We start from the raw sequence: 17,412 nt of genomic DNA on the forward strand, positions 1-17,412 counted from the left end.
ATTTGACCTGTACTAAAAATAGTAGCAGGTCATGAACGTACACGACACTAACATTAAAAAACACTATTTAGATTTACACAACACTATCAATCGGCTCATTGACAGTGGAGATATATCCGGACCGGTTTTGCTAATCAGAGAACTCTTCGACGCTTGGCTGGAGCAGAATATTACTCAAGACGAGTCCGATGAGTATTCCATCGATAAGCACCATACCAACATCATCTATAGCACCACCCGGCTGATGACCGACCTGGTAGCCATCGGTGAGAAGTGGAAGACGATTCAGCTACTCGAAGAGCGTCGTGACCGGGATACTGACCGTGCCCCGGTCACGACCGCCAGGTCAGGCAGTTAGATAAATTTAATATGAACATTTGAGCGACCGTCCGTATCCTGCCATTCAGAACTTTTCGGCTCCTCAATCTCACCAAAACCAAAGCTGGTACTTTCACTGCCGAACGCGTCGCAACACGTCCGGCCTTTCTTTGGGGGCGATTCTTTGAGAGCGAATAGAAGATAGCCACCGTAGTTTCAAAAGTTTCAAGTATCTTACCAGCTGAGCCGTCAGCTAAACACACCTAATTATTTACAACTATGGAATCCGCAACAAACGATGAATTGATCCGGCTATTGAGAGCCGTGCTGGATGATCTCAAGAAGATCAAGGATAAGTTGGGAATTGATCAACCCATTCCGCCCGGCGGAGGGGCTGGTGGCGGGGGTACGGGTGGTGGTAGTGGGGGAACCTCACCAGGCAGTCCACCGCCTCAATAAATAAATTAACAGTACACAAAAAAGCCCACCTTCGGGTGAGGGCGGGTTGTCAATCTAAACCAATTTATTTTATGGAGCCACCTGCGAGCGCTTCAACTAACAATAAGAAAGGCTCTTTTTTAAATAAAGTTTTTCAACTTTTTAAAACAGCATCTGGCTTAGCCTTATTTCTTTTAGGCACTTTTAGTGGCGTAACTGGCTTTACCATTTTTGACTATTTGACACCAAAAGTAGAGTTTGAACAAGTAAATTCAATAAGTCGAACCCGTCCTTTTGAATCTATCTTTGAATTAAGAAACTTAAGCTATTTTCCAATTAAAGATGTTACAATTGATTGTCTAATTGATACGATGTCAATGAGCCAGGGAGGGCATATAGCAAATGCAACAATCAAAAGCATCTTTATTGATGTTGAGAGACTAGGTTCAGAGCAGACTAAATCTATGATTTATGATTTAATGATTAAGCCAGTTAAGGGAGAGATGACTTATGGGAAAATGGCTTTTTTACTTAAATATAAATTTTTGAATGTTAGTAGAAAGCAAGTAATATTTTACGAATGCATTCTAAATGAAGATAAAACTATTATATGGGCAAAAGATGCAGAACAAGATTACGTAAAGACCTATTGGGTTTATCACTACGACACTGAACCGCCAATTAACGGGTCACAGCTAAAGCCCGAAGAAATACCAAAGTAATTCTCATCCTCTATCTTCATTTATCCACACCCTAAACGCCTTTTCCATCCTATCAACTCCTTAGTAACAAATCACGTCCGGCAACTGGTCGATGAAGTGCTCCCGCTGAACAAGATACATAATAATTATTATCAGCGCCAAGGTGAAACGCATCAGCGCCCCAGCCTAAATAAACGAGTTACTTACCTAACCAATCCGTAGCTTATACGTTACCGACTATTAGTACTTAAGCGATATAGTACAAGTTACGGAAGGTAGTCAAACGCCGGATGCACTGCGTCCGGCGTTTCTTTGTGAGTAGGTAGGCAGGGGGGCCTATGCGGTTGACGTCTTCAAACGGGACTCAATTTGTTGAATCACCACCTTTGCGTCATCGGTGATTGCCGGATTCAGGTGGGGCAGATCATTAACCTTTCGCCTGCGGCCAACATCCAGGTATTGGTCAAGAATAAAAAGCGTAGTCAGTAGGCGAATCGTTGCTTTAGTATCGCTCATAACCAGTCAGTAAAACAACTCGAACGTTTGGGCGACGATCAAGCTAAGTGACTACTTATTAATAGAGTAAACTTACAAAACGCACCTTATTCAGGGGGTTTTGAAAAGAAACCCTATTTACTGGATTACGGCCGCAAAAAGGTTGTATTTGTTCGTTAACGGTCAATGCGCGTGTCCGGCGTTTCTTTATCAACGGGTCGCTCTTTGGCACAATTTTCGTTCCTGCTTCAAAGTAACCTAAAACTGCCCCCTTTGAAGCACTGCTACGTTTACTGCCTTTCCATTGCATCCGTAACAATCCAGGTCCAAGCAGTGGATAGCGGCTTGAGTACCATCGGTGATAAAGCGATTTGGATTCTGCTGGTCGTACTGGTTTATCTGCTCTATACATTCCTTGAAAAAAAGAATGCTCACTTGGCCGAAACCAAAAGCCGTATACGGGATATTGAAAATTCGCTGGAGAAACAGAATAAAGAGTTCTTGAAAGGAAACGATAAGGTGGAAGCCCAGACACCGGCTCGTCGTTATTACAGACTTAAACGGCAAGGTGGTGCGTTAACCAACTATGTCGAACGGGGCGCTCGGTAGCGACCTGAGCGCAGTGAAGTAAACTTACCGGCCGAGCCGTCGGCTAAGCACACCTACTTATTAAACCGTACGTAACTCTTCAACTCGCTAACAACCATGGAAGATCAAATACAGGTTGGCAAATCCGTGAAATTGAAGATCGGAAGCCCAGTTATGACAATCAGGTACGTTAATCCCCTAAACAGTACGGTCACGTGTCAGTGGTTTGAAGGTGAGAAACTACAACAAGGCCTCTTTGCAGTGGAATCATTAAAAATTGTAGCCGACAACGCAGATTCTGCAGGAGGCTACACTATGGGCAGTTTAGTGTAGCCTCCTTTCCTCACTCCCCCGATAGCGCATCCATGGCCGAGTCCAGCCACTCCTGATCAATCTCGCCAAAGTACAGCTCCGTCGTCTGAAGCCGTCCGTGGCCAAGTAAATCCTTGGCGTCAAACGTAGTTACGGCCCTGCCCTTCGCATCGGTCTTGCCGTCTTTAATGGCCTGCCGGAGCTTATCGGCAAACGAATGGCGGGCCGTGTGGTTAGTCAGTCGCTTGCCGCCCTGCACGGTAATGCCCATCGCTTTAACCGCTTCGCTAAGGCCCCGGTTGAGTTGGAGCGTGATGCTGCCCAGCCGGGTAGCCAGCGCCCCCGCTTCAGCCATCGGCATAGCCCGGATCTGTTCGTAGCTTCGATAGCGGGCGTACTTGGCTTTGCTGTCGAGAAACGGCAGGACGTAGTTTTCCGGTGGTGACCCCGCCAGCCAGATCAGCCGCAGGTGCGCCCGGATCGGGCTGGCCAAAGGGATGCTGATAAAGCGCCCGTTCTTCTGCATCTGGTAGCGGAGCCGGACGGGGTAGCCTTCGGCGTCTGTCTCGTACCATTCGTAACGGCTGCGGATCAAATCACCAATGCGCATCCCCGCCTGATAATGGCAGGCCAGCCAGCACCAGCGCCCCCAGTCACGGAAGTTAAAGAACGTACGGCCGGGATTGCCCATTTTCCTGCCCCGTCGGTAAAAGCTAAACTCCTCACCCGCCAGGTCCTTGACGCCCGCGCTGCTGAGTCGACCCTTGGCTTTTGGCTTGGTGGTCAAATTCTCCCACTCTAAAAAAGGCGAAGCCGACAGAATCTCGCGTTTGCTAAGGCCCCGCTTTTTCTGGGCCGTCTCGTAGAGAATTCTAAGCCACGAAATATACGTGTTGATGGTGCTGGGCTGCTTACCCTCATCGAGCAGCTTTCGTTTATAGTCGTCAATGAGCTTGGGGGTAATGTGCTCAATGGCCAGGTCCTCCCCGGCCCACCTTAGAAAAGCATTCCATTCATACTGGCGGGCATTCAGCGTTACCCTGGCAAGTTCGGGATTCACCCCGGCGGGCGTCAGGTGCGGGCGAAGGAGCGTTACCGCGCCCGCTTCGTAGCGAATTTTGCACTGCGCAGGCGTCAGATCAGCATTCGTGTCAAGGTAGGATTGAACAATTTCCTTAGTTTTGTTGTACGCATCAACGATTTTTGCGTTTATACTATCGGAATGTGAATGGGAGCTACGCACCCACTTGCTCCAGACTCGGCGGGTGTTCCAGTGCTTATGTTCGAGTTCGATGCTGGTTTGGATACGGGCCGGTTTATGACCCTTCGCATGAAGACGAATCATGACGTGATGCAGTCCCCGTTTGTCGGGCTTGTCGGTCAGTTCAATATTGTAGGTCATAGCATCCGAAAGCTACGAACTACTGAAACATTACTGAAACGAAACGCTACTTTTAATTACGCTTACCCGTTATTCAAAGTAATCAATAAAGTAACTGAGCCGTGTTTATGAACGCATTAGCCCGATTCAGATAGTGAACGAGTAAGCTGAATGACTTTTGCTAAAAAACAGACAATCCTGGTATGGAAACGCAATCGACCATAAACCCCCACCCTTGGCTTCGCTATTACCCCAAAGGCGTTCCGCACCAAATCAATCCCGACGCTTACCCGTCGCTGGCGGCCATGATGGAGGAAGCCTTCGCCCGGTTCGCCAATCGACCCGCTTATTCGTGCATGGGTAAGCAAATCACGTTCGCCGAAGTCGATCAGTTGTCGCGGCAGTTCGCGTCGTTTCTCCAGAATGACCTGAAGCTGCAAAAAGGCGACCGTATTGCTATTCAGATGCCCAACACGCTCCAATACCCGATTGCTATGTTCGGCGCGTTGCGGGCCGGGTTGGCGGTAGTCAACACGAATCCGCTGTACACACCCCGCGAGATGCAGCATCAATTTAAAGATTCGGGGGCGAAGGCGATTGTAATTCTGACCAACTTTGCGGGAAACTTAGAAAAAATTTTGGCCCGCACCGACATTCAGCACGTCGTTGTTACGGGGCTGGGCGATCTGCTGGGCTTTCCTAAAAAGCAGCTTGTCAACGCCGTTGTCAAATACGTCAAAAAGCTGGTTCCGCCGTATAATCTACCCGATGCCATTTCGTTCGATAGTGCGCTGAGTCGGGGCAGTCAACAGCCGTTTCGACCGGTCGATATCAAGAACACCGATCTGGCCTTCGTGCAATACACCGGCGGCACAACCGGTGTCTCGAAGGGGGCCATGCTCACCCATCGGAACATTATTTCCAACGTGGAGTGTCAGGACGTTTGGATGAAGCCGGGGGGCGTGCCCGATGGTGACGGAATAATTGTGGCGGCCCTGCCCCTCTATCATGTATATGCCTTGACCACCAATGCGTTAGCCGCGTTGAAGAGTGGCGCAATGAACCTGCTTATCACCAACCCCCGTGACCTGAATGCCTTTATCGACGACCTGAAAAAGCATAAGATCACCGCTTTCACTGGCGTCAATACCCTTTACAATGGACTGCTCAATCACCCGCGCATTGGTGAGGTAGACTTTAGCCGGTTGAGCGTTACATCGGCCGGTGGTATGGCACTGCAAACGGCTGTCGCCGACCGCTGGACCAAACTCACCGGCAACACTCCCTGCGAAGGATACGGGCTAACCGAAACCTCACCCGTGCTGTCATCCAACCCCATCGACGGCACCGTCCGGGTGGGCACCATTGGCGTTCCCTGGCCCAGCACCGACATGAAGATCATTCGGGAAGACGGCACCGACGCAGCCACCGGCGAACCGGGCGAAATTGTGGCGCGGGGGCCGCAGGTGTTCAGCGGGTACTACAACCGCCCCGAAGAAACAGCCGCCACAATGCTCGGCGACTGGCTCAAGACCGGCGACGTGGGCGTGATGAACGAAGACGGGTTTTTCAAGATCGTAGACCGCAAAAAGGACATGATCTTAGTGTCGGGCTTCAACGTGTATCCAAACGAAATTGAAGACGTAGTGGCGCAGTGCCCCGGCGTGCTGGAAGTGGCCTGCATCGGCGTTCCCGACCCAAAATCGACCGAGGTTGTGAAGATTTTTGTGGTAAAAAAAGACCCGGCTCTGACACCCGAAACGATCACTGCGTTTTGCCGTGAGAACCTGACGCCTTACAAAGTGCCCCGGATGATTGAGTTCCGCGACGAGCTACCCAAGTCGAACGTTGGCAAGATTCTTCGTCGCCCGCTCCGGGATGAGGAATTGGAAAAGCAAAAGAAATAGCAACCGTTCAACAAAAAGCGCCGACTCTTGCGGGTCGGCACTTTTTGTTGAACGCATAACTTACATTCAGGCCATCATCTATGCCAGCCGAGACTGCGAAGTGTTAAGACTAATCAGTGACTGCTGAAATCCTTTCACCTGCTTCATGAAACCGCTGGCCTTTCGGCGCGACACATCTACCCGATCCCCATTGACAAGGCTGATGCTCATTTGTTGTGGATCGGAGTGAATGCTGGCCAAGTACAGCAGGTTGACGATGTTTTTTTTGTGGGAACGTACAAAGACTTTCGGCGACAACCGGCTTTCCATCTTTTTCAACGTCAGCGACACAATCAACCGGCTGCCATCGGCAAAGTGGAACAGCGTGTAGTTTCCTTCACCCTCCAACCGGACGATCTGGTGCATGGGCATTTTTTTGCGATGCCCCCAGAACGGCAGCAGAAGGTCGGGCATGGCAAACTGGTCGGCAATTTGCGCAACGTGCGCACGGGTAAGCGGCTGCGTCAGCAGAGCTACTTTCATGATCTGGATGTATTAAAGGTGTGAATAAGTAAGCCGAAGCGCAGACCGGAACGTCAGGAACGCTACCCATGTGCGTCAGCAACAGCAAGTTTACACAAAATTCAGTATCAAGCAATTAGCGGCCATCAAAAAATATACGCTGAATATAGACTTGGTGTAGATCCTGTAAAGAATGTTCATATAGCCTTCTGTTACCGCCCTACCGAGGGCGGATACCCACATTGGCGAACTTATTGGGTGGTCTGATCCTTCACAGAAAGAAACAAGAATATCTTCTTTCGCATGGCAACTTTGCTTGATCTGGTCGGCAATACACCATTGGTTGAATTGAATCGTCTGAATACAAATCCCAATGTCAAACTTTACGGTAAACTCGAAGGCAATAATCCGGGAGGCAGTGTAAAAGACCGGGCCGCCGTCAGTATGATCCAGGGCGCTCTGGCGCGGGGCGAGTTGAAGCCGGGCATGACGTTGATCGAAGCCACCAGCGGCAACACAGGCATTGCGCTGGCGATGATTGCGCGGCTCTACGACATCGACATCGAGCTAATCATGCCCGAAAACTCCACCCACGAGCGGGTGCTGACGATGGAAGCCTTCGGCGCGAAGGTGGTCCTGACCGAAACCATCGAAAGTGCCCGCGATTATGCCGATGAGCAGGTGCAAAAGGGCGGCTACCTGATGCTCAACCAGTTTGCCAACCCCGATAACTACTTAGCACATTACCGCACAACCGGTCCCGAAATCTGGCGGGATACGGACGGGCAGGTAACGCATTTCGTTTCGTCAATGGGCACGACCGGCACTATCATGGGTACGTCGCGGTATTTAAAGGAGCAAAACCCAAACGTGCAGATCGTAGGATGCCAGCCCACCGATGGCTCCTCCATACCCGGTATCAGGAAGTGGCCAACGGAGTACTTACCTAAAATTTTTGAGCCGCAGCGTGTCGACCGGATTATTGAGGTGTCGGCGGAGAATGCTACCCAGATGACCCGGAAGTTAGCCAACATAGAAGGCGTATTCGCCGGAATGAGCAGTGGCGGGTCGGTTTGGGCCGCGCTCAAGCTGGCACAGGAATTGGAGTCGGGCGTCATTGTCTGCATCATTTGCGACCGGGGCGACCGGTACCTGTCGTCAGATTTGTTTGGATAGCTTAACCTGCAAGGTCTCGAAGACCTTACAGGTTTGTGATCGTACTTTTGCATCCATGTACAAGCGCATTGTTCTTCCGTTGCTTTTTCGGTTCGACGCCGAGACCATCCACCACGTCGTTACGTCGCTAATGAAGGTTGCCTTCGCCATCCCGGGCGTATCATCCCTGAGCCGTTCTTGGTACGGTGTCAATGACAGTCGGCTGGAGCGCACGGTGTTTGGCCTGACATTTCCCAATCCGATTGGCATGGCGGCTGGCTTCGACAAAAACGCTGAATTAGTCAGCGAACTGAGCGATCTGGGGTTTGGCTTTGTGGAAATCGGTACTGTAACACCCCAACCGCAGTCCGGCAATCCGCGCCCGCGATTGTTCCGGCTGAAAGCGGACAGCGGGTTGATTAACCGAATGGGATTTAACAATGAGGGCGTGGGTCCGGCTGCCGAACGGCTGCGTGCGTTTGCCCGGAATCGCAACGGTCGCCGGGTAATCGTCGGTGGTAACATTGGCAAAAATAAAGATACGCCCAACGAAAACGCCCTCAGCGATTACATGGCGGGCTTCCGGGCCTTGTTCGACGTCGTCGATTATTTTGTAGTTAACGTCAGTTCGCCCAATACGCCGGGCCTGCGCGACTTGCAGGAGCGCGAACCCCTCACCCACCTGCTGACAGCCCTGCAAACTGAAAACCGCCAGCATTCGGTACAGTTCAACGCGTCGGCTAAGCCGATACTGCTCAAAATCGCCCCCGACCTTACCAATGGTCAGTTAGACGACATCATCGCCATTGTCGCCGAAACAGGCATCGCGGGCGTTATTGCCACAAACACCACCATCAGCCGGGCGGACTTGACAACCGACCCAACCGCTGTGGCGGAAATGGGCGCGGGCGGAGTTAGCGGACGGCCCCTTGGCAAACGGGCAACGGAAGTCATTCAGTATCTGCATCAGCAGTCGGGGGGTGCCTTTCCAATCATTGGCGTGGGTGGCATTTTCTCGGTTGAAGATGCGCTGGAGAAGCTGAACGCCGGGGCCAGTTTGGTTCAGGTGTACACCAGCTTCATTTACGAAGGGCCAGGGCTGGCAAAGCACATAAATCAGGCGCTGCTGAAACAGCCCATTCCATCGGCCCTATCAGCGGCTTCCTGACACCGTTGTAGTCAATAATGACCGGATGCTGGTCTTTGTGCTAATTACATGCGGTTGTATGCGGTTTTTCGTTAAAAAATGGGAAATTTACCCCTGCCGCTACAGCCCGACCCCAACGCATGGCACAACCAACGACATCGCCCCGTCAGAATACCCTCCGCCGACCCGCCGAACCTGCCCAAGTCCGTACCCCACGCCCAACCCGCACCGGCCCGGCCGGGCCCCTGTCGGCGGGCCGCATCCGAACGCCCTCCTTCAACTGGGCAGCGTCCCTCGACCGCTGGCTGACTGACCAACGTTCTACCCTGACAACGGGCGTTTTACTCATGCTGCTGGCCGTAGGGCTGATGGTGGCGTTTGTATCCTACCTGCTCAACGGCGCGGCCGATCAGAGCGTGGTGGGGTCGGCGTTGTCGGAGCCACTGGCCGAATCGGGCTCCGAAGTGCGCAATTGGCTTGGATTAGTCGGGGCCGCTGTTGGGCAGGTGTTCGTGTTCCGGTGGTTTGGGATTGGCGCCCTCGCTCTGCCAGTAATCGTATTTCTGGCAGGCTACAAACTCACATTTCGCCATGAGTTGCTGCCCCTCAGCCGAGCCACCGCCACATTGCTGTTTATTGCGCTCTGGAGTAGTTTGCTGCTCGGCTACATTGTGCTCGTGTCTGATTCGGCCGAAACGGCCAGTCTTTGGTGCGGAGGTATTGGCTATGAGGTAAACGTGGCGCTCTACAGTTTGTTTGGCTGGGGTAATCTGGCACTGATCGGTTTTTTGCTGTTTGCCTTCGTGGTTTATTACTTCAATGTCCGAACCCTGAAGCTGCCCAATTTCTCCCGCCCCGACCGGCCTCAGACCGCTCCCCGCCAGGATGATACCCTGCGGGTGTATGACGAAGAAGCGGACGATGACGATACCGCAGAGCCGGCCGATCAGTCAGTGATGACGCAAAATGAGTATGACACGACCGATCTGGTTGATGCCGACCCGCAGGAAATAGCAACCAATAGTCCACCGCGACCCGACGCCATTGCTCCAACGACCGGCGTTACGCTCACCATCAAAAACCGGGATGCCGTAACCGACGACGATTTGTCAGAGGAAGTTGGCGAACTCAGCGCCACCCCCGCGCCCACGTTTGAACCCGATCCGTTTGAGGAGGACGATCTGGTAGCGCTGCACGGCCTGTACGATCCCACGCTCGACCTGCCGCAGTACCAGTACCCAATCAACGATTTGCTGACCGAATATCAAAATAGCCGCAAAGCGTCGGTATCGGACGATGAACTGACGGCCAACAAAATTAAGATCGAGAACACGCTCCGGAATTTTGGCATCGAAATCGACTCCATTCAGGCGTCCATCGGGCCAACCGTCACGCTCTACGAAATCGTACCGGCAAAGGGCATCCGTATTTCCAAAATCAAAAGCCTCGAAGATGACATTGCCCTGAGCTTATCCGCGCTGGGTATCCGTATCATTGCGCCGATGCCGGGCATGGGCACCATTGGTATTGAAGTGCCGAACAAAAACCGCGAGATGGTGTCGATGCGGTCGATGATTACGAGCGAGGTGTTCAGCACCAGTAAATTCGACCTGCCGATTGTGCTGGGCAAGACCATATCCAATGAGATTTACGTGGCCGATCTGGCCAAGATGCCCCACCTGCTTATGGCCGGAGCCACGGGACAGGGAAAGTCGGTGGGTCTGAACGTCCTGCTAACGTCGCTGATTTACAAAAAGCATCCCTCGCAGTTGAAACTCGTGCTGGTCGACCCCAAAAAGGTGGAACTGACGCTATTCAACAAATTAGAGCGGCATTTTCTGGCCAAGCTGCCCGATTCGGAGGAGCCGATCATTACCGATACCAAGAAAGTTGTCAATACGCTCAATTCGCTGTGCATCGAGATGGACAACCGCTACAACCTGCTGAAGGATGGCGGTTGCCGGAACCTGAAAGAATACAACGCCAAGTTTGTAAAACGGCGGCTCAACCCCGAAAAAGGGCACCGTTTTCTGCCGTACATTGTCCTGATTATTGACGAGTTAGCCGACCTGATGATGACGGCCGGCAAAGAGGTTGAGCAGCCCATTGCCCGGTTGGCTCAGTTGGCGCGGGCTATTGGTATTCACCTCGTTGTGGCTACGCAGCGGCCCTCGGTCAACGTCATTACGGGTCTCATTAAGGCCAATTTTCCGGCGCGGCTATCCTTCAAAGTAACGTCTAAAATCGACTCCCGGACCATTTTGGACACGGGCGGGGCCGAACAGTTGGTCGGCATGGGCGACATGCTGCTGTCGTCCAACTCCGACATTATCCGGCTGCAATGTCCGTTTGTCGATACCAACGAAATCGAAGACCTCTGCGAATTTGTTGGCAACCAGCGCGGCTACGAGGATGCCTATGCGCTACCCGAATTTTTGGGCGACGATGGTGGTCAGAGCGACGATAAAGATGTGGACCTTGACAACCGCGACCCGATGTTCGATGAAGCTGCCCGGCTCATTGTCATTCACCAGCAGGGTAGTACGTCGCTCATTCAGCGCAAACTAAAGCTCGGCTACAACCGCGCCGGGCGGCTGGTCGATCAGTTGGAAGCGGCCAAAATCGTCGGTCAGTTTGAGGGTAGCAAGGCTCGCGACGTATTGGTCAATGACTTGCAAACGCTGGAAGAGATGCTAAAACGGCTCAAAGGAGACTGAGACAGTTAAACTTTTTGAGCGGGTTTTCCGTCTAATTACAATACGAGCCGCTTCATCGAGCCGTTCGATTAACCCGTTTATGAGCACTACTAACATGAGAAAAACAACCTGGCTGTTAAGCCTGATACTCTTATTGACGCTTCCCGCCATTGCCCAGAAAGAAAAACGGGCGCAGGTAATTCTGGACGCAATGAGTAAAAATTATAAATCGCTTAAATCATACCAGGCTGTTTTCACTTACGCCAGCGTTGGGGCTGGTGCCAAAGAGGCATACAAAGGTGATTTGACGGTAAAGAATGAAAAATTCCGGCTGGTACTCGGCGGTCAGGAAGTGTTTACCGACGGCAAAACGATGTCGACCTACATTAAGGAGTCGAATGAGGTAAATGTGCAGGATTATGACAAAAACGAGGTTAGTGAACTGAACCCAACCCAGATTTACTCCATCTACAAGCGGGGTTTCGACTACAAGTTTTTGAAGGAGCAGAAGCAGGGAGGACGGACGCTCGAAGTGATCGAGCTGAAGCCAAACCGCCAGAAAAGCCCTATCGCTACCATTCAGATTTCGGTGGATAAAGCGGACCGGTCCGTTCGCAATTGGTTGATTATTAACAAAGACGGCAAGCGTACCACGTACACCATCACCAAGTTTACGCCCAACGCCAACGTCCCCGATTCGTACTTCGTGTTCGATAAGGGCAAGTATCCAGGCGTTGAAGTAGTGGATCTGCGGTAAAGGCAGTCAAAGAAGTTAAGTAGTCGGTCAGTTGGTTAGTGGCTGACGCCGGATAAATGGCTTTCCGTCTACTTCTCATTAACTAACCCACTAACCATACACAAAAAATGCCCCGGTCGCTTCTGGCCGGGGCATTTTTATGTAATCAATCAACGCATTTACAGTCTGGATAGACTGCTATTGCTTGATAACCTTCAGCGTAACCACCTGTTTAGCCGTGCTCACCCGCAGCAGGTACAAACCGGACTGTTGCTGATTAAACCGGAGTTTCTCCCGCTGATCGGATGTCGTCACGTTCACCGACGTGTTGCTCACGGAACGTCCGCTAACATCCGTTAGCACGATCTGCACGGTTTGTCCCTGAGCGCCCCGAATGCCAATGGCAAACTCTTCAGCAACCGGGTTTGGATACAGCGAAACGCTCATTGGCGTCATTGATTCACGGCCCAGACGTGCGCCCCCACTACAGGCGGCTAACCAGTTGTAAGCAAAACTGGCTTCTCCCGCCGTGCCACTCTGAGTTGCCTTCAGGGTGATGGTCGGATTGTCAGTATACAGGTTGAGCGTGTAGGGACCCGGTGCCGTGGTGGGCGACAACTCGCTGACCACCGAGAAACTGATGGGCTGGCTGTTGGCGCCCGCATACTGGGGGGTGAAACTAACCTGCCGCAGACCCGCCGTGATTGGCGTGCAGCTCACCGTCGTCACGCCCGTAATGCTTAACGTACCCGTTGGTGGCGGCACAACGGCCCCGCCACAGGCGGCTAACCAGTTGTAGCCGAAGCTGGCTTCGTCCGCTGAACCACTCTGGGTGGCTTTCAGGGTGATGATGGGGTTGTCGGTAAACAGACTGAGCGTATAAGGACCCGGTGCGGTGGTAGGTGCTAACTCATTGACCACCGAGAAGCTGATGGGTTGCCCGTTAGTGCCTGCGTACTGGGGCGTGAAACTAATTTGACGCCGATCCGATGAAAGCGTCGTACAACTCACCGTCGTGACACCCACAATGCTGAGCGTACCCGTTGGTGGTGGAGGCACAACAACCCCACCACAAGCCGCCAACCAGTTGTAGGCAAAACTGGCTTCGCCCGCCGTCCCGCTCTGAGTCGCTTTCAGGGTGATGGTCGGATTATCGGTGTACAAGTTGAGCGTGTAGGGACCCGGTGCCGTAGTAGGCGACAACTCACTGACCACCGAGAAACTGATGGGCTGACCGTTGGTGCCCGCGTACTGGGGCGTGAAACTAACCTGGCGCAGACCCGCCGAAAGTGTCGTGCAGCTGACCGTCGTCACGCCCGTGATGCTCAGAGGTCCTCCCGTTGGGGGCACCACCACCGAAGCCGGATTGATAGTCAACTGGAAGGTCGTGCTTACCGAGAGACTACCCGGATCGGTGGCCGTCACCGTCACCGTGCTGACGCCCGACGCCGAAGGGGTACCGCTAATGGTGCTGCCTGACGCACTCAGGCCCGGTGGTAGGGGACCTACCGAGATGACTAAACTACCGGGCGTTTCGGCGTCGGTGAAGGTGCCGGGCGGGATGCTAAAGCTAAACGCCTGACCTACCGTGCCCGATTGGGGAGCGATGGTGCTGGCCACCGTTGGAGCGGTGTTGGCCGGGGGCATCACCGGAGCAGCATTGATCGTGATCGTGAAACTTGAGGAAGCGGTGCCGCCATTACCATCGTTGGCCGTTACGGTCACACCCACCGTACCCGATGCAGAGGGCGTCCCCGAAATGGTGCGGGTACCCGCATCGAAGTTCAGCCCGTTGGCGGGTAGGCCCGTCACGGAGTAAGTCAGCGTTTGGCCCGCGTCAGGGTCGGTGAAGGCGGACACCTGATAAGTGAAAGCCGTCCCTACCGTGGCTACCTGGTTGGGAATGCCGCCCGCTGGTGGCGAAGGGGGCGTGTTAGCCGGGGGCACCACTGGGGCCGGGCTGATGGTTAACTGAAACGTTGTGCTAACCGACAAACTGCCCGGATCGGTAGCCGTGACGGTAACCGTGCTCACGCCCGATGCTGATGGGGTACCACTGATGATGCCCCCGGCGAACATCAGACCGGCTGGCAGGCCACTGACTGATACCGTTAAACTACTGGGCGTTTCGGCATCGGTAAACGTGTTGGCCGGAATGGTGAAGCTAAACCCAACACCTACCGTGCCCGACTGAGGAGCGATGGTGTTGGCCACCGTGGGGGCCGTGTTAGCAGCCGGACTTATGGCTGCCAGGGCTGCGTCAGCCTGGATAAAGCCGAAGCCGGTGCCGAAGTCAAAACCCGTTTCAAAGCCCGCAAAAGCTGGGTCGTCCATGTCCAAAGCCGTACTCTGAAGCGTCGACAGGATCGTGGCCGGTGTAATGGTGGGTACTTTCTGTTTCATCAATGCCGCCACAGCCGCAGCGTGAGGAGCAGCCGCTGATGTGCCAAAGAAATTGGGGAAGGCATCTGTATCAACGTTGCTATCCGCAAAGAAGAACGTAGTATTCCCTCCATCGACAGACGTAATCTCGGGTTTTTGCCGAACTGTTCCGACGATACCATTGATCCGTGTGCCCGTAGTCGTGAAAAGAATAGGTGTACCGCCAGCGGAGGAAAAAGGCTCAATAGTCGCGGTCGATTGCCCATTAAAGACCGGCGTAGCAAACCATCCGGCAGCACCGACACTAATAGCCCGAGCCGAGTTGCTATGCCCCCAAGAAGCCGCACTTTTGGTATCGTATTCAATAGTAATGTTACGGCTACCAAAATTTATCCATTTAATCAGACCTGGATCAGGTCCGGAAAACTTGACGATAATAATGTTAATATTGAGCGGAGCACCGCTGGTATTCGTGTATGTGCCTGTAAGTTCTGCCGCATCACCGCCACTACTTTGATCATTAGCACTGCCACCAAGTACAGCTCCGGTTGTACTATTCAGAAAAAGAATATCTAAATCGGTTGTGGCACCAACTCCGCCACTGACCGACTGAAACGGATTATCCCACTGAAAAGCAACCCGCAGACTACCTCCCGTCGGAATGGTTATATTTTGTAAGTTATCAACCCCACCAGAACCAAAATCATGAGTAGGAAAAGGACCCGTTCCGGCACCGTAAAGGGCTGTATTGCTATAAACTCCCCCACTTTTATACGGAGCCTGGTAGGAAGACCTTGCCTGGTTGCCTGCTGCGGAGAAGTAGGATACGCCATTGTTGACCACCTGATCAGCAGCCTGCGCCACAACGCCGTCCTGAAAAAACGGCTCAAATAAATTAATGACATCATCAACAATAACCTGGCAACCGGCCGCTGCCAGATTTATGATACCCTGCGCGAAAGTAGGCTGCCCACCAAAAGCGGTCGTAAAGGCAATAGCCGATCCAGGAGCTACGTCATGGATAATTTCGGCCATGGCCCGGCCTTCGTCAGTACCCCCGGTAGCCAACTCCTGAAGTACTTGTACGCCCTCAGCGGGCAGATCATTTGAGGCAACACCGGCCGCAGCTCCGCCCAGCCTATTATAAGAGTCCGAAAGAACGCCTACCTTCACCCCGGCCCCCGTTACGCTGTAGGTGGTGCGGGCCACGTCAGCTTTCAGCGCAGCATCGCCCTGTGAAGTTACCGAACCCGTGTTGGTTACGGGTTTTTGGTGAGACCGAGCAAAACTCAGTGACGATACGTTTTTTAGCTCCCCAATTTTATCAATGGGCAGGTAGCCAAAGATCATTCGCTGGTAAGCCACTCCATCCGTCAATCCCAGCGCCTTTAGCTGATTGAGCAAACCTTCGCCGTCGTCATTATTGGCAACGGCCTCAATCGCTATCTTGTCGCCCAAAAAAACCTGATTAGTCTCTACCAGAAGCCCGTCGACAACTGCCGGAGCCGACTGACCTCTGTTCTGCATAACCTGATACAGATCAGTCGTGATTTTAGCAGCTTTCGAGGCTGCTTTAATAGACGATTGTGTCCAGCCGACCATCGGCAGACACAGCAGTACGAACACGGCTATCACCCGTGCATTGCACCTACGTAGTAATTCTGACATAATTGGGTTATGGGTTGATGGTGAATTGATCAGCCCGGAGCGAATAGACAAGAGGGGAGCAGTACCTCGAGAGAAATACTCATCAATGGCTACACATCGGGTGTGCCAAATATGAGTTAAAAAATCACGCAATACGCAATTTGGTATAATTTATGGCGGTAGCTTTTTATTAAGCGTGATGTATATAAGTTTACAGATTTACAGGGTATCTCAATTTTTCGTATCGCTAATCTATACCTTCTCACCAAATGCCAGATCCCTTCCATCGCCCAGCCCCGGTACGATGTAAAAATGCTCATTCAGGTAGTCGTCCACAGCGCCAATCCATAGGTGGCACTGCGGCAGTTGGGCCTGCACGTGGCTGATGCCTTCAGGGCTGGCCAGCACGGCGGCAATGTGCGTTTGAGCCGGAATACCGTAGCGTAGCAGGGCATGATACACCTTTTCGAGCGAACGGCCCGTGGCCAGCATCGGGTCGCAGAGGATAAGCGTTTTGCCGCTCAGGTCGGGGCTAACGATATAATCCATCTCGATCTCGAACGTATCCCCTTCCGTCGGCGAATAACCCCGGTAAGCCCCGGCAAAAGCGTTTTCGGCCCGGTCGAAATAATTGGTAAACCCCTGGTGAAATGGCAGGCCCGCCCGCAAAATCGTTGCCAGAACCGGCTGTTGCCGAAGCACTTGCGTTTGAGCCGTCCCGAGCGACGTTTGCACCGCCACGTTCTGGTAGGGCAGCGTGCGCGAAATCTCGTAGGCCATCAGTTCGCCGAGCCGTTCGAGATTCCGGCGGAACCGCAGCCGGTCCTGCTGAAGGGATACGTCGCGGAGTTCGGCTATGTACTGATTAGCCAAAGAAGGTTGCTGGGCAAACACAAACATAGTCGAGGGGTTTCTTTGCCTGTAAATTAGCCGCATGGCTGGCGTATATCCAAACCTATTTCTTAATTTAACCGACTGATAAGTCATCCTTGAATTAATACTTACAGC

General features: G+C 52.7%; 14 protein-coding genes. 10 read left to right on the forward strand and 4 right to left on the reverse strand.

Annotated features, from left to right (window positions below; translation table 11 throughout):
- Window positions 1-31 precede the first annotated feature (31 nt).
- The 5 genes from ACYVHB_RS23310 to ACYVHB_RS23330 all read left to right on the forward strand — a co-directional run bounded on the left by ACYVHB_RS23310 (window position 32) and on the right by ACYVHB_RS23330 (window position 2,873).
- Window positions 32-358, forward strand: a complete 327-nt coding sequence (locus ACYVHB_RS23310) for a hypothetical protein (RefSeq protein WP_461054209.1) — start codon at window positions 32-34, stop codon at window positions 356-358.
- A 239-nt stretch (window positions 359-597) separates the two neighbouring features.
- A complete protein-coding gene (locus tag ACYVHB_RS23315) occupies window positions 598-777 on the forward strand; it encodes a hypothetical protein (RefSeq protein WP_461054210.1) in 180 nt (59 codons plus the stop codon).
- Between the two features lie 71 nt (window positions 778-848).
- A complete protein-coding gene (locus ACYVHB_RS23320; RefSeq protein WP_461054211.1) occupies window positions 849-1,478 on the forward strand; it encodes a hypothetical protein in 630 nt (209 codons plus the stop codon).
- A 660-nt stretch (window positions 1,479-2,138) separates the two neighbouring features.
- Window positions 2,139-2,561 (forward strand): hypothetical protein, encoded by a 423-nt coding sequence (locus ACYVHB_RS23325; protein ID WP_461054212.1) that lies wholly within the window; start codon window positions 2,139-2,141, stop codon window positions 2,559-2,561.
- 96 nt (window positions 2,562-2,657) lie between these two features.
- A complete protein-coding gene (locus tag ACYVHB_RS23330) occupies window positions 2,658-2,873 on the forward strand; it encodes a DUF2158 domain-containing protein (RefSeq protein WP_461054213.1) in 216 nt (71 codons plus the stop codon).
- A 10-nt stretch (window positions 2,874-2,883) separates the two neighbouring features.
- On the opposite strand, the gene ACYVHB_RS23335 is transcribed toward ACYVHB_RS23330, so the two are convergent.
- Complete coding sequence (locus tag ACYVHB_RS23335; RefSeq protein WP_461054214.1) at window positions 2,884-4,254, reverse strand: tyrosine-type recombinase/integrase; 1,371 nt, start codon at window positions 4,252-4,254, stop codon at window positions 2,884-2,886.
- Between the two features lie 182 nt (window positions 4,255-4,436).
- Between ACYVHB_RS23335 and ACYVHB_RS23340 the strand changes: the two genes are divergently transcribed.
- On the forward strand, window positions 4,437-6,140 hold the full coding sequence (locus ACYVHB_RS23340; RefSeq protein ID WP_461054215.1) for an AMP-binding protein: 1,704 nt from the start codon (window positions 4,437-4,439) through the stop codon (window positions 6,138-6,140).
- Between the two features lie 78 nt (window positions 6,141-6,218).
- Here ACYVHB_RS23340 and ACYVHB_RS23345 read toward each other — a convergent pair whose 3' ends face one another.
- Entirely contained in the window at window positions 6,219-6,662 is a 444-nt protein-coding gene (locus ACYVHB_RS23345; protein WP_461054216.1) for a LytR/AlgR family response regulator transcription factor, read from the reverse strand.
- Window positions 6,663-6,944: 282 nt separating this feature from the next.
- Here ACYVHB_RS23345 and cysM point away from each other — a divergent pair, with 282 nt between their 5' ends.
- From cysM to ACYVHB_RS23365, 4 genes are all read left to right on the forward strand, one after another.
- The gene (cysM, locus tag ACYVHB_RS23350; RefSeq protein ID WP_461054217.1) at window positions 6,945-7,817 is read left to right on the forward strand and encodes a cysteine synthase CysM; all 873 of its coding nucleotides are present in this window, start codon (window positions 6,945-6,947) and stop codon (window positions 7,815-7,817) included.
- A 55-nt stretch (window positions 7,818-7,872) separates the two neighbouring features.
- Entirely contained in the window at window positions 7,873-8,964 is a 1,092-nt protein-coding gene (locus ACYVHB_RS23355) for a quinone-dependent dihydroorotate dehydrogenase (protein WP_461054218.1), read from the forward strand.
- Window positions 8,965-9,083: 119 nt separating this feature from the next.
- Window positions 9,084-11,660, forward strand: coding sequence for an FtsK/SpoIIIE family DNA translocase (locus ACYVHB_RS23360; RefSeq protein WP_461054219.1), 2,577 nt, complete (start codon window positions 9,084-9,086; stop codon window positions 11,658-11,660).
- 94 nt (window positions 11,661-11,754) lie between these two features.
- Window positions 11,755-12,396 carry a LolA family protein gene (locus ACYVHB_RS23365; RefSeq protein ID WP_461054220.1) on the forward strand — a complete coding sequence of 214 codons (642 nt, stop codon included), beginning with the start codon at window positions 11,755-11,757 and terminating at the stop codon, window positions 12,394-12,396.
- 177 nt (window positions 12,397-12,573) lie between these two features.
- On the opposite strand, the gene ACYVHB_RS23370 is transcribed toward ACYVHB_RS23365, so the two are convergent.
- Both ACYVHB_RS23370 and upp read right to left on the reverse strand, forming a co-directional pair.
- The gene (locus tag ACYVHB_RS23370; protein ID WP_461054221.1) at window positions 12,574-16,425 is read right to left on the reverse strand and encodes a putative Ig domain-containing protein; all 3,852 of its coding nucleotides are present in this window, start codon (window positions 16,423-16,425) and stop codon (window positions 12,574-12,576) included.
- Between the two features lie 231 nt (window positions 16,426-16,656).
- Window positions 16,657-17,304, reverse strand: a complete 648-nt coding sequence (gene upp, locus ACYVHB_RS23375) for a uracil phosphoribosyltransferase (RefSeq protein ID WP_461054222.1) — start codon at window positions 17,302-17,304, stop codon at window positions 16,657-16,659.
- Window positions 17,305-17,412: the final 108 nt, after the last annotated feature.

This window comes from Spirosoma arcticum (genome assembly GCF_054779955.1).

Bases quoted from the DNA above. Each gene is read 5' to 3' on its own strand.
- ACYVHB_RS23310 (WP_461054209.1), top strand. From the start codon at position 32: ATGAACGTACACGACACTAACATTAAAAAACACTATTTAGATTTACAC.
- ACYVHB_RS23315 (WP_461054210.1), top strand. From the start codon at position 598: ATGGAATCCGCAACAAACGATGAATTGATCCGGCTATTGAGAGCCGTG.
- ACYVHB_RS23320 (WP_461054211.1), top strand. From the start codon at position 849: ATGGAGCCACCTGCGAGCGCTTCAACTAACAATAAGAAAGGCTCTTTT.
- ACYVHB_RS23325 (WP_461054212.1), top strand. From the start codon at position 2,139: ATGCGCGTGTCCGGCGTTTCTTTATCAACGGGTCGCTCTTTGGCACAA.
- ACYVHB_RS23330 (WP_461054213.1), top strand. From the start codon at position 2,658: ATGGAAGATCAAATACAGGTTGGCAAATCCGTGAAATTGAAGATCGGA.
- ACYVHB_RS23335 (WP_461054214.1), bottom strand. From the start codon at position 4,254: ATGACCTACAATATTGAACTGACCGACAAGCCCGACAAACGGGGACTG.
- ACYVHB_RS23340 (WP_461054215.1), top strand. From the start codon at position 4,437: ATGGAAACGCAATCGACCATAAACCCCCACCCTTGGCTTCGCTATTAC.
- ACYVHB_RS23345 (WP_461054216.1), bottom strand. From the start codon at position 6,662: ATGAAAGTAGCTCTGCTGACGCAGCCGCTTACCCGTGCGCACGTTGCG.
- cysM (WP_461054217.1), top strand. From the start codon at position 6,945: ATGGCAACTTTGCTTGATCTGGTCGGCAATACACCATTGGTTGAATTG.
- ACYVHB_RS23355 (WP_461054218.1), top strand. From the start codon at position 7,873: ATGTACAAGCGCATTGTTCTTCCGTTGCTTTTTCGGTTCGACGCCGAG.
- ACYVHB_RS23360 (WP_461054219.1), top strand. From the start codon at position 9,084: ATGGCACAACCAACGACATCGCCCCGTCAGAATACCCTCCGCCGACCC.
- ACYVHB_RS23365 (WP_461054220.1), top strand. From the start codon at position 11,755: ATGAGAAAAACAACCTGGCTGTTAAGCCTGATACTCTTATTGACGCTT.
- ACYVHB_RS23370 (WP_461054221.1), bottom strand. From the start codon at position 16,425: ATGTCAGAATTACTACGTAGGTGCAATGCACGGGTGATAGCCGTGTTC.
- upp (WP_461054222.1), bottom strand. From the start codon at position 17,304: ATGTTTGTGTTTGCCCAGCAACCTTCTTTGGCTAATCAGTACATAGCC.